Origin of the sequence: Polynucleobacter cosmopolitanus, assembly GCF_002224225.1 — a bacterium.
Classification (GTDB): Bacteria; Pseudomonadota; Gammaproteobacteria; order Burkholderiales; family Burkholderiaceae; genus Polynucleobacter; species Polynucleobacter cosmopolitanus.
In genome coordinates this window covers 85,698-98,250 of sequence record NZ_NJGG01000003.1, presented here as the reverse complement: position 1 = coordinate 98,250, position 12,553 = coordinate 85,698, and the positions used below count along the sequence as shown (strand labels likewise).

Below are 12,553 nucleotides of genomic sequence, written 5' to 3'. Positions count from 1 at the left end.
TAAAGTTTCTACAATATACGTTATGACAGATAAATACTCCCCAGATTCTCTCCAAGTCTTTGTTTTTGATGGTGCGCCTGTTCGTGGTGAAATCGTCAATATCAGAGATTCTTGGCAAGCCATTTTGGCCCGCAAAGACTATCCGCCTGCCGTCAAAAAGCTTCTAGGTGACCTGGTGGCTGCAGGCGTTCTTTTGTGCGGAACTCTCAAATTCAATGGCAGCATGATCATTCAGGCCCAGGGGAATGGCGCAGTCCGTTTATTGGTTTTAGAGTGCAATGAACATTTGGTGATTCGAGCAACTGCGAAGTTAAATGACGATATTGATCTATCCACCCTTCCTGATGATGCCGATTTGTCAGACTTGATTAATCCCGATGGACAAGGTCGATTGGTCATCACCCTAGACCCAGCCGATCGAAAACCAGGTCAAAACCCCTACCAGGGCATCGTGGCTTTGAGTGACGATGGAGAACCTGTCAAAAACATTGCCCAAGCAATCACTTTATACATGCGAGATTCTGAGCAGTTAGAGACCCGTTTGTGGCTAGCCAGCGATGAAGATTCTTGTGGGGGCTTATTGCTCCAGAGATTGCCCAATATGGGGGGGCAACTTAAAATGGATGACGAGATAGCAGCTGAGGGCTGGTCCAGACTTCAGATGCTCTCAGACACGGTCACCAATGAAGAACTCTTGAATCTTGAACCCAAGGTATTGATGAATCGCCTGTACCTTGATGAATCAGCACATCATGGAGTGAGAAGTTTTGATGAAAGACCAATTAAGTTTGGATGCCGCTGCTCTCGCATCAAGGTCGCCGATATGCTCAAAATGCTTGGTGAAGAAGAAGTGAACAGTATTCTGTTAGAGAAAGATGCTGTTGAAACCAATTGTGATTTCTGTGGCCAGATTTATATTTTTGACGCTGTTGATTGCAAACAGATATTTGCCAGCCCTACGATTGTTGATGCAGTTAAACAAGCCCCAAGTTCAAAGCATTAACAAAAATTACTTAGCTTTTGCAGCCTCATCCTTAGCAGAGTCATTAGCAGGTTTTTTACCAGGCACCACCTGCACAAAGATCTCGCCCTCTTTGCTCATGCCATGCTCTGCGCGAGCACGCTCTTCAATCGCTTTGGTACCGTCTTTGAGATCTTTGACTTCACCTGATAGCTTGGCATTACGTGCCGCAAGTGCATCATTTTTTTCGAATTGTTTAGATACTTGGCGGTCAAGCTCATAGACTCTTAGCCAACCACCTTTACCCAACCACAATGGATACTGAATAATCACCAAGAGAGCCAACATGCCGTAAACAACGATGCGCATTTGGGCTCTCTTTTCTGAAGTGAGTTTCTAAAATTACTTGCGCAAGTTATAGAAAGTTGACTTACCAGGGTATGTTGCAATATCCCCCAAGTCTTCTTCAATACGAATCAACTGGTTGTACTTGGCAATACGGTCAGAACGTGACAATGAACCAGTTTTGATTTGACCTGCATTTGTACCAACCGCGATATCAGCAATCGTGCTGTCTTCTGTCTCACCTGAGCGATGAGAGATCACAGCCGTGTAACCAGCGCGCTTAGCCATTTCAATGGCTGCAAAAGTTTCTGTCAAAGTACCAATTTGGTTTACTTTGATCAAAATTGAGTTGGCAATGTTCTTCTCAATACCCTCTTTAAGAATCTTGGTGTTGGTTACAAATAAATCGTCACCCACTAATTGGATCTTCTTGCCTAATTTCTCAGTCAAGATTGCCCAACCTTCCCAGTCGCCTTCGTGCATACCGTCTTCAATCGAAACGATAGGATATTTATCAACCAAGTTGGCAAGGTAGTTAGCAAACTCTACTGAAGTCAACTGCAGACCTTCACCAGACAAGTCATATTTACCGTCTTTATAAAATTCGCTAGCCGCACAATCCAAGGCCAATAAAACATCTTCGCCTGGCTTGTAACCCGCTTTTTCAATCGCTTGAAGAATGGTGTTCAGGCACTCTTCATTACTCTTGAAATTAGGTGCAAAACCACCCTCATCACCAACAGATGTAGACATTCCTTGGTCATGAATGATTTTCTTTAAAGCATGGAAAACTTCTGCGCCACAACGCACAGCTTCACGAAAGCTCGTCATGCTCACTGGCACGATCATGAACTCTTGAATATCCAAACTGTTGTTGGCGTGTGAACCACCGTTCACAATGTTCATCATTGGCACTGGCAATTGCATAGCGCCTGAACCACCAAAATATCTGTACAAAGGCAAACCTGCTTCTTCAGCAGCTGCACGGGCAACAGCCATAGAAACAGCCAAAGTGGCATTAGCACCTAAACGTGATTTATTATCAGTGCCATCCAAATCAATCAAAGTGCGATCAAGGAAGGCCTGCTCACTGGCATCAAGACCCATCACTGCTTCAGCGATTTCAGTATTGATGTTTTCAACAGCTTTTAGAACACCTTTTCCAAGGTAGCGGCCTGGCTCATCATCACGCAACTCAACAGCCTCACGCGAACCAGTTGATGCACCTGAAGGCACCGCAGCACGGCCCATAACCCCAGACTCAAGCAATACATCACACTCAACAGTAGGATTACCTCTTGAATCTAATATTTCACGTCCAATGATGTCAACGATTGCACTCATGACTTTTCCCTTAACAAATTATTTGAAATCTTTTTCTAAGTAAACGTTGCCATTTTTAACAACGTCATCCAAAGCCACCAAAGTGGCGAGTAATTCTTTCATGCGGTTCAATGGCACTGCATTCGGTCCATCTGATAAGGCTTTCGCAGGATTTGGGTGAGTTTCCATGAACAAACCACTCACGCCGACTGCTACAGCAGCTCTCGCCAAAACAGGAACCATCTCACGTTGACCACCACTGCTGGTACCTTGACCACCTGGTAGCTGCACAGAGTGCGTGGCATCAAACACAATCGGCGCATTGGTTTCACGCATGATGGCAAGACTGCGCATATCAGACACCAGATTGTTATAACCAAAAGATGCGCCGCGCTCGCATGCCATGAACATATCTTCTGATAAACCAACTTCTTTAGCAGCAGCTCTGGCTTTATCAATCACGTTCTTCATATCACCTGGGGCCAAGAATTGGCCTTTCTTGATGTTGACTGGTTTGCCGCTTTGAGCGCAAGCACGAATGAAATCAGTCTGACGACACAAAAACGCTGGTGTTTGTAATACATCAACAACTGCAGCCACAGGCTTGATCTCATCAACTTCATGAATATCAGTCAAAATGTTCACGCCAATTTCTTTTTTAACTTTGGCCAGAATCTCAAGGCCTTTTTCCATGCCAAGACCACGGAATGAAGTTCCTGAAGAGCGATTGGCTTTATCAAAAGATGATTTGTAAATGAATGGAATGCCCAAAGCACTCGTGATTTCTTTTAACTGACCAGCTGTGTCCATGGCCATTTGCTCAGATTCAATCACGCAAGTGCCAGCGATTAAAAAGAAACGCTTATCAAGACCAATTTCAAAATCGCATAGTTTCATGGCTAACTCCTTAATTCCTTAATACTGTGCAGATCAAACTGCAATACCCTTTTGGGTTAAGGCTGCTTTAATGAATGCAGAGAACAATGGGTGACCATCTCTTGGAGTCGACGTGAACTCCGGATGGAACTGCACACCAAAGAACCATGGGTGCATACTGCTTGGCAATTCCATCATTTCTGGCAAAGACTCATTAGGAGTTCTTGCAGAAATAATCATGCCGGCAGCCTCTAATTTAGGCACGTACACATTATTCACTTCAAAACGATGGCGATGACGCTCATTCACTTCTGCGCCATAAATCTTTTCAGCCAAAGTATTTGGCTTAACTGGACAACGTTGAGATCCTAAACGCATCGTGCCGCCAAGATCAGAAGCCTCATCACGCTTTTCAACACGACCTTCACGATCCATCCACTCAGTGATCAATGCCACGACTGGATGAGGACCATTTGGCTCAAATTCTGTACTATTAGCGCCCTTCAAGCCAGCCACATGACGTGCAAACTCAATCACCGCCAACTGCATACCTAAACAGATACCAAGGTAAGGGATTTTATTCTCACGAGCATGCTTGATAGCCGCAATCTTTCCTTCAGTACCCCTCTTACCAAAACCACCAGGGACCAAAATGGCATCTAAACCAGCAAGACTTGAAACATCGCCGCCATCTAAATTCTCAGAGTCGATATAACGAATACCGACCTTGGTTTCATTGTGGATGCCAGCGTGACGCAAGGCTTCAATCAATGACTTATAAGACTCTGTTAAGTCCACATACTTGCCAACCATACCAATCGTTACTTCATGCTTCGGATTTTCGAGGCTGTGGACCAAACCATTCCAAACAGATAAATTGGCTGGCTTAGGATTGATGCGTAATTCATGGCAAATCAACTCATCCAAACCCTGCTCATGCAACATTTGTGGAATCTTGTAAATCGTATCAACATCCCAAACTGAGATCACTGCTTGTTCGCGCATATTTGCAAACAAAGAAATCTTGGCTCTCTCATCTTCAGGAATCGGGCGATCAGCACGGCATAACAATGCTGTTGGCATGATGCCGATTTCTCTTAATTTTTGAACTGAGTGCTGGGTTGGCTTGGTTTTTAACTCACCTGCACTTGCAATATAAGGTACCAAGGTCAAATGCACAAAGGCGGTATCACCCTGAGGTAATCTCAAGCTCATTTGGCGAGCAGCCTCTAAAAACGGTAAAGATTCAATGTCACCAACCGTGCCGCCAATTTCACAAATGGCCACATCTGCATGACCATCATGGCTGGCTTTAGCGCCACGCTCAACAAAACTTTGAATTTCATTGGTGATATGCGGAATCACCTGAACAGTCTTACCTAAATATTCACCGCGGCGCTCTTTACGGATCACAGATTCGTAAATTTGACCCGTTGTAAAGTTATTGCTCTTACGCATCTTGGCAGAGACAAATCTCTCATAGTGGCCCAAATCAAGGTCTGTCTCAGCGCCATCTTCCGTCACGAACACCTCTCCGTGTTGGAAAGGGCTCATCGTACCGGGGTCGACGTTGATATAGGGGTCTAATTTTAAGAGGGTGACTTTTAGGCCGCGCGATTCAAGAATGGCGGCTAACGAGGCGGCTGCGATACCCTTCCCGAGGGAAGAAACCACACCACCAGTAACAAAGATGAATTTAGTCATCGAATATGCTTAGTGGGTAATACGCAATTATAGCGATACCCAGCAAGAATGCTCAAAATTTCATCCTGAAGGTTATTTTTATGCCAAAAAGCCTTTACCAGACTGGATCTTCAATTTCTGAGAAGATTTGACGAAGTCTTTTTCCCCAAGTTTCGTGGATCATTTTGAAATACTCATTTTTTTCATCAATGATCAACAGGTGATTGGTCTTTAAGTCATCTTTTGGATAAACCAACAAATCCAAAGGCAATCCAACTGATATATTGGACTTGATGGTTGAGTCCATAGAAATCAATGCGCACTTTGCAGCCTCCTTCAAAGGTGTTTCTTGAGTGATCACACGGTCCAAGATTGGTTTGCCGTACTTCGCTTCGCCAATTTGGAAATATGGTGTCTCAACCGTTGCTTCGATAAAGTTTCCCGCGGCATAAACCTGATAAATTGAATGTGGCTGCCCCTTGATTTGGCCCCCAAAAATCAAATGGATATTGAATTCAATGCCTGATTTTTGCAACTCTTCAGCATCCCTGTCCCGCACTTTGCGAACAATGTCACCCAAGACCTGCGCTGCTTCAAACATCGTCGAGGCATTCCAAATGCTGGGACCATCATCTTCGGGGTGATTCAGATAATGTCTGACTGCTTGAGTAATGGCCAAATTGCCCGCAGACATCAAGACCATCACGCGATCGCCATCTTTTTTAAAGATGGCCATTTTTCTAAAACTAGAAACCGCATCAACACCGGCGTTTGTCCTGCTGTCAGATAAAAAAACAAGACCTTCATCCAATCTAATCGCAATGCAATACGTCATAAAACCTTTTTGTTATTAATTTATTAAATCAAAGAGCAGAATTGCACAATCATTAAGCTGCCAACTCTTCCATTGGCAATAAAAAGTCTCGACTGATGCCACTTCCAACAGCATTGACACGCTCTAGGAAGTTCGTCAAAAATGAATGCAAGCCTTGGTCCAAAATTTCATCAATCCGAGAGTCTCTTAACTCCGCCATCAAGTTTCTGGCTTGAGTAATTGTCTTGCTCGATTGTGAATTCTTGAGCTTGGTCAATAAATCAACGACTTCACCCATGCAGGCTGATAAAGATCTTGGCATATCAGAGCGCAGCACCAATAACTCAGCAACACGATCAGGCGTGATGACATCTCTATAAACTTTTCGATAAATTTCAAATGCCGAGACTGATCTCAATATCGCAGCCCAATAGTAGAAGTCATCGACAGAGTCATGACCCTGATCGCGCATGTTTTCAGCAGTCAGAGATTTCACATCAAGTAAACGAGCGGTGTTGTCTGCTCTCTCAAGGAATGTGCCCAAACGAATGAAGTGAAATACCTCATCACGAATCATCGTGCCGTGCTGCACTCCCCTGGTTTGATGAGAGCGAAACTTCACCCACTCAAAGAACTCTGACGGGGCTTTATCTAAAATACCTTCGCGCATCATCTTTTGCGCATCCAACCAGGTGGTGTTGATTGTTTCCCATAATTCAGTGGTCATTGACCCTCTGACCACTCTTGCATTTTCACGGGCAGCTTGCAAGCAACGCATGATGGAGGATGGATTATTCATATCACTCACCATGAAGCGAATCACATCACTGGGTGACATCAATACATAATTGGCATCAAAGGATGCGGTCAATTCTGAAATCTCTAACAAAGATCTCCAGGCTTGCTCTGCAACCTCGGCTGATTGAGGCAATAGAGACATCTGGTAGTTGACGTCCAACATCCGAGCAGTGTTTTCCGCTCTTTCTGTGTAACGTGACATCCAATAAAGATGATCGGCTGTTCTAGATAACATGGCGTATCTCCTTTGTATTTTTAATGTTCCAAGACCCAGGTATCTTTGGTGCCGCCACCTTGCGATGAGTTCACGACCAATGAACCTTCTTTAAGAGCCACCCTGGTCAACCCACCTGGAGCCATGCGCACCTCTTTTCCAGAGAGCACAAAAGGTCTTAAATCAATATGGCGAGGTGCTATGCCTGAGTCAACATAAGTGGGACATGTCGACAGCGCCAAGGTTGGCTGTGCGATATAGCCTTCAGGGTTGGCCTTCACTTTTTCTTTAAAGTCAGCAATTTCAGCTTTTGTTGAAGCAGGCCCAACCAACATCCCATAACCACCTGCCCCATGAACCTCCTTCACAACCAGATCGGCCATGTTCTCCAGAACATGGCTCAGCTCAGATGGCTTACGACACATGTAAGTTGGGACATTTGAAAGCAACGGTTCTTCGTCCAAGTAAAAGCGAATCATGTCGGGCACATAAGGGTAGATAGATTTATCGTCAGCAACCCCCGTGCCAATCGCATTACAAATAGCAACGTTGCCCGCCTTATAGGCTCTCAATAGACCATAGACACCCAAAGAAGAATCGGCTCTGAAGATTTCAGGATCCAAAAAGTCGTCATCGACCCGACGATAGATCACATCTATTTTTTTAGGCCCTTGGGTGGTTCTCATGTAGAGGATTTCTTTTTGCACAAAAAGATCTTTACCTTCAACCAATTCAACGCCCATTTGCTGAGCCAAAAATGCATGCTCAAAATATGCTGAGTTGTACATGCCTGGAGTCAGCACTACCACGGTTGGGTTGATGTTTTGATCTGGAGCTGCCTGACGCAAGGTATCTAGCAGTAAATCTGGATAGTGAGCGACTGGTGCTACTCGATGCTTGGCAAATAACTCAGGAAATAAACGCATCATCATCTTGCGGTTTTCTAACATATAAGAAACACCGGAAGGAACGCGCAAGTTATCTTCTAAAACAAAAAACTCGCCAACGTTTGCTCCATGCGTGGCTCTCACAATATCAATACCCGCAATATGCGCGTAAATGTTCATTGGAACATTCACACCCAACATCTCTGGTCTGAATTGAACATTATTCAATACCTGCTCTTTGGGTATCACCCCTGCTTTTAAAATATGTTGCTCATGGTAAACATCATGCAAAAACATATTCAGGGCAGTCACACGTTGACGTAAACCAGCTTCCATGCGACTCCACTCTGAAGCCGGGAAGATTCTGGGAACAATGTCAAAAGGGATGGTTCTTTCAGTACCAGCACTTTCGCCATAGACTGCAAAAGTGATGCCAACTCGGCGAAACATCAAATCTGCTTCTTCACGTCTGGCTTGCAGATATTGATCGCCCTGCCCACTCAACCACTGTGAAAATTGCTGGTAATGAGTCCTAGAGAATTGAGCATCCTTAAAATTTCTTTGAACACCATCCAACGACATTTCATCAAAAGGTAATTTATATTCTTTTTCTATCATCATGGTGCTTTACTCCAACTTCTCAATGAATCACTATTGATGCCATGATCTACGTTGCACTTCACGCCAATCTTTTCTAGACCAGTGTCCCCCCTTAAATTCCCAGATTTGAGCTCCTGTGTGAACAGTTTCAAGAATCGGAATTTCACGCTCAACGTATCTCTCCACCACTTTCTTGTTGGGATGACGGTATCGATTCCGATAGCCCGCTTGTGCAACCGCCCATTGAGGCTTGATTGCATCAAGAAAGATCGGAGATGAAGAAGTAGCACTACCATGGTGCGGTATAAGCAAAATAGATGCCAGTTCACCAGAAGGCTTATATTCATTAGCAATGATTGCCTCACCCCCACGCTCAACATCACCCGTTAGCCAAAATGAGTAATGCCCATTTGTCACTTCTATGACACAACTTAGTGCATTGGGCTTCCCAGAGTGGTGCACGCTGGCAAAGGTCATTTCGGGGCCAGGATGCCAAACCTTGAATAAGACTCCATCCCAACGCCAACTTTGACCCGCTTGGCATGGCAAGGCTGGCAATTTAGATTCTTTGGCTTTATCAACCAAAAAATGCCATTCAGGCAAAGTACCCAATAAATCCCCAAAGCTGACACCTTTCATCAAGCTCAAAGCTCCGCCGACATGATCCGTATCTTTGTGACTGATGACCAGGCGATCAATGAATGAAATGCCCTCACCTCTTAAAAATGGCAGAACGTTTCTTTCGCCAGCATCTGATTGAGGGAATGTTTTTGGACCCGTGTCATATAGCAAACGTTTGCTGTGTGTTTCAACTAAAACAGCAGTGCCTTGCCCAATGTCTAAAACAGTTATCTTAAAGTCGCCATGAGCCACATCAGGAATCTTTGGCCACAGCAAAGGCAAACAACAGCAAATTCCCAGTAGTCTGCTTTTATAACTTTGAGCTAGTGGACCGGGCCTGATCGCGTAAATGATTCCGACAGTGGAAATCACAAAAAATATAAGGTTTGGTTGCGGCAAGTAAGCAACAGACCAAAACCATGATGACATTGGTTTTAAAAACCAAGCCACCAACTCCATGCATGAATGCGCGATCCACAAGCAGCCATCACTGATGGGCGAAGGCAATACAGCACCCAACATGGCAAACGGGGTAACAATAAAACTCACTAATGGAATCGCGAAGGCATTGGCCAAAGGAGAAACCACCGAAAACTGCGAAAACCAATAAAGAGTTAAAGGTAATAAAGCAATCGTCACAACTGCTTGCACGCGAGTGGCTTCCTTGAATGACTGCCACCATTTTTGAGATCGGCTGTAACCATATTCAGAAAAACCATCTTGACCAGGCATGGCAAACAAGATGGCTGCTACTGCACCAAATGAAAGCCAGAAGCCAGGTGTATAGGCGGCCCAGGGATCCAAGAAGAGCACAACAAATAAAGCCCACCACCAAATATCAAATGCTCGCGTGATACGACCAGTCCATAAAGCCACAGCAACAACACCCACCATGTACATGGTTCTTTGCGCCGGAATCTGAAAACCTGCCAGCCAGGTGTAAATCAATGCCACAAGAAAACCGCTCAATGCTGATACCTTTTGAGTCGCGCACAACATGGGAAGTGAACGACGGCGCCATAAGCGATTGGCCAAGGCAGCCCCCATACCAGCCAACATCGTGACGTGTAGTCCAGAAATAGAAATCAAGTGACCAATGCCAGTTGCATTGAAGACACGCCAATCATCTTGAGGAATTGCATTTTGTTCACCCATCACCAATGCAATCAAAACTCCAACATAAGGAGCTTCTTCAGGGGCTGATCGCTTTATGCGTTCACGCAAATGCCAACGAGTTAACTCAACAAATGTTGTAAAGCTCAAATGGAAGTCATCTAAGAGACTTGGTTTCCAGGATCTTGGTAAACCTTTTGCATTGGCTTTGATTGAACCAGTAGCCCCAAGATTTTGTTGAAACATCCAACGCTCAAAATCAAATCCATGTGGATTCATAAGACCATGAGCTCTTTTAAGGACGACCGGCAAACGCCAGCGCTGTCCAGGCTGAATATCTGGCAAGACTCCCTCACCACGCCAACCTGGATACCACCCCAATGAAAGTCGATTGGGGAATTCTTTTAGATCAATCTTGATTGATTCATCTTCATGAATCGCCTCTTCCACTTTTAATGAAAATCTCAATGATTGATCACCTTGATGAGGCAAGCCATCAATCACCCCCGTCACCAGCAATGGGACACCCTCTAACTCTGGAGATAAATCATTGATCAGGCGTGTATGGGTCAGATAAGCAGACCAAGAAAAACCCAATAAAAATAGAACCATCATCCACAAGGAAATTTTTATCTTTGGCAAGGCTGGAGTTTTAAAAAATTTGAGAAGATAAATCGTTAGTAGCAAACTTCCCATCAATAGACTGAGCTTCATCCACACATCGCTTTTGGGCAACTGCGGCAAAAAAAGTAAAAGAGATTCCCCGGCAATGAATGCCGTTAATAAAAAGCGCAAGTTATCTAGTCTTTAGAGAGAGGTAGCTGAGCAAGCAATGTTGCCCAGCGAGGAATCACGCGCAATGCGTTATTGGCACAGATAGATTGAGTTTTACTGATGGATGAAGAACGAATCTCTGCAAGAACCCCTGAAATTTGTGGCAACTCTGCAGGCTCATTGCGATGAGATGCTTGTTGGGCTAACCAAGCAGGAGGAATGTCTGGCGCATCCGTTTCAAGAACCAGACTATCGAAAGGTAACTCCTTGGCCAAGCGTCGAATTTGTAAAGCTCTGGGGAAAGTCATCGCGCCACCAAAACCCATCACAAAATTTAACTTGATGAACTGCTCTGCCTGCTGAAAGCTGCCATTGAATGCGTGGGCAATACCACCGATGATCTTTCTCGGTCTCAAAGCTTTTAAAATGGCATCTTGAGAGCGGCGCACATGCAAAATCACTGGCAGATTAAATTCTTCAGCAAGATCGAGTTGCTTATCAAAAAAGAATGCTTGATGGTTGGCGTCTAGATCAGGCAAAAAATAATCCAAACCAATTTCTCCGATTCCAACAAACCGAGGATCGTCCAACGCTTCAATCACTGAGTGTCTTAAAACTTCTAAATCTGATTCTTTTGCCTCAGGTGTGAAGATTGGATGAATGCCTAATGTATAACAACTCGCCGGCATCAGTTGAGCAGCTTGATGAGTCAGATTTTTTACAGACAAATGATCTTTTGTGCGCACGGCTGGCAAAAGAATGCCACTGACACCTGACTGAGCAGCACGCGCAATCACGGCAGCACGATCAAGACCAAACTCATCGGCATCGAGATGGCAATGGGTATCTAAACACAAAGCCACGTTAATGAGCTTTCAATACGCCATGGTCTAAACGTAAAACACGATCACATCTTGCTGCACGCAATGGATCATGGGTCACAATCACAAATGCAGTACCCTGACTTTTTGCAACATCTAACATCAAATCAAAAACAGTGTCAGCTGTTTCAGCATCTAAGTTTCCCGTAGGTTCATCTGCCAAAACACAGCTTGGCTTGGTCACCAAAGCTCTAGCAACAGCTACGCGCTGACGCTCACCACCCGACAGTGCAGCTGGACGATGATCCATTCGATGAGACAAACCTACTTTTGTGAGCATCTCTTTGGCCACAGCTCTGGCTTCATTGTTATCGATACCTCTGATACGCAAGGGCATGGCCACGTTATCCAAAGCACTGAACTCAGCCAAAAGATGATGGAATTGGTAAATGAATCCCAAATGTTGATTGCGTAACTTATTTAGCTCAGCCTCAGAAAGACGACTCAAGGACTGTCCCACCAAGATGACTTCGCCTTGACTGGCATGATCTAAACCGCCCAAAAGATGCAACAAGGTACTCTTACCTGAACCCGAGGCTCCAACAATGGCTAACTTTTCACCAACCGCAAGCTCCAAACTGATGTCATGGAGGACTTGGACAGCCAATTCACCTTCTCCATAAGTTTTGGAAATGTTTTTCGCTACCAATGCCATGTTCATAT

10 protein-coding genes and 1 pseudogene are annotated in these 12,553 nt (G+C 44.7%); 1 reads left to right on the top strand and 10 read right to left on the bottom strand.

All coding sequences use genetic code 11. The features are described from left to right. Positions 1-22 precede the first annotated feature (22 nt). On the top strand, positions 23-1,003 hold the full coding sequence (gene hslO, locus AOC33_RS08310) for an Hsp33 family molecular chaperone HslO (RefSeq protein WP_089516551.1): 981 nt from the start codon (positions 23-25) through the stop codon (positions 1,001-1,003). A 6-nt stretch (positions 1,004-1,009) separates the two neighbouring features. Here hslO and ftsB read toward each other — a convergent pair whose 3' ends face one another. The 10 genes and pseudogenes from ftsB to lolD all read right to left on the bottom strand — a co-directional run bounded on the left by ftsB (position 1,010) and on the right by lolD (position 12,551). Next, positions 1,010-1,330, bottom strand: coding sequence for a cell division protein FtsB (gene ftsB / locus AOC33_RS08305; protein WP_089516550.1), 321 nt, complete (start codon positions 1,328-1,330; stop codon positions 1,010-1,012). Positions 1,331-1,363: 33 nt separating this feature from the next. After that, positions 1,364-2,650 carry a phosphopyruvate hydratase gene (gene eno / locus AOC33_RS08300; RefSeq protein ID WP_089516549.1) on the bottom strand — a complete coding sequence of 429 codons (1,287 nt, stop codon included), beginning with the start codon at positions 2,648-2,650 and terminating at the stop codon, positions 1,364-1,366. Between the two features lie 18 nt (positions 2,651-2,668). Beyond that, positions 2,669-3,526, bottom strand: coding sequence for a 3-deoxy-8-phosphooctulonate synthase (kdsA, locus tag AOC33_RS08295; protein ID WP_089516548.1), 858 nt, complete (start codon positions 3,524-3,526; stop codon positions 2,669-2,671). Positions 3,527-3,559: 33 nt separating this feature from the next. Next, positions 3,560-5,209, bottom strand: coding sequence for a CTP synthase (locus AOC33_RS08290; protein WP_089516547.1), 1,650 nt, complete (start codon positions 5,207-5,209; stop codon positions 3,560-3,562). 97 nt (positions 5,210-5,306) lie between these two features. Next, a pseudogene (locus AOC33_RS08285) lies at positions 5,307-6,023 on the bottom strand (proteasome-type protease); the annotation flags it as partial. A 52-nt stretch (positions 6,024-6,075) separates the two neighbouring features. Further along, a complete protein-coding gene (locus AOC33_RS08280) occupies positions 6,076-7,035 on the bottom strand; it encodes an alpha-E domain-containing protein (RefSeq protein ID WP_089516545.1) in 960 nt (319 codons plus the stop codon). A gap of 20 nt (positions 7,036-7,055) precedes the next feature. Beyond that, entirely contained in the window at positions 7,056-8,483 is a 1,428-nt protein-coding gene (locus AOC33_RS08275) for a circularly permuted type 2 ATP-grasp protein (RefSeq protein WP_245835653.1), read from the bottom strand. Positions 8,484-8,552: 69 nt separating this feature from the next. Beyond that, positions 8,553-10,949, bottom strand: coding sequence for a DNA internalization-related competence protein ComEC/Rec2 (locus AOC33_RS08270; RefSeq protein WP_143744035.1), 2,397 nt, complete (start codon positions 10,947-10,949; stop codon positions 8,553-8,555). Between the two features lie 86 nt (positions 10,950-11,035). Next, a complete protein-coding gene (locus AOC33_RS08265; protein WP_089516688.1) occupies positions 11,036-11,866 on the bottom strand; it encodes a TatD family hydrolase in 831 nt (276 codons plus the stop codon). Between the two features lie 7 nt (positions 11,867-11,873). Further along, on the bottom strand, positions 11,874-12,551 hold the full coding sequence (lolD, locus tag AOC33_RS08260) for a lipoprotein-releasing ABC transporter ATP-binding protein LolD (RefSeq protein WP_245835646.1): 678 nt from the start codon (positions 12,549-12,551) through the stop codon (positions 11,874-11,876). Positions 12,552-12,553 lie beyond the last annotated feature (2 nt).

Coding starts and splice junctions, on each gene's coding strand:
- hslO (WP_089516551.1), top strand. CDS start 23: ATGACAGATAAATACTCCCCAGATTCTCTCCAAGTCTTTGTTTTTGAT.
- AOC33_RS08270 (WP_143744035.1), bottom strand. CDS start 10,949: ATGAAGCTCAGTCTATTGATGGGAAGTTTGCTACTAACGATTTATCTT.
- ftsB (WP_089516550.1), bottom strand. CDS start 1,330: ATGCGCATCGTTGTTTACGGCATGTTGGCTCTCTTGGTGATTATTCAG.
- AOC33_RS08275 (WP_245835653.1), bottom strand. CDS start 8,483: ATGTCGTTGGATGGTGTTCAAAGAAATTTTAAGGATGCTCAATTCTCT.
- lolD (WP_245835646.1), bottom strand. CDS start 12,551: ATGAACATGGCATTGGTAGCGAAAAACATTTCCAAAACTTATGGAGAA.
- AOC33_RS08290 (WP_089516547.1), bottom strand. CDS start 5,209: ATGACTAAATTCATCTTTGTTACTGGTGGTGTGGTTTCTTCCCTCGGG.
- eno (WP_089516549.1), bottom strand. CDS start 2,650: ATGAGTGCAATCGTTGACATCATTGGACGTGAAATATTAGATTCAAGA.
- kdsA (WP_089516548.1), bottom strand. CDS start 3,526: ATGAAACTATGCGATTTTGAAATTGGTCTTGATAAGCGTTTCTTTTTA.
- AOC33_RS08280 (WP_089516545.1), bottom strand. CDS start 7,035: ATGTTATCTAGAACAGCCGATCATCTTTATTGGATGTCACGTTACACA.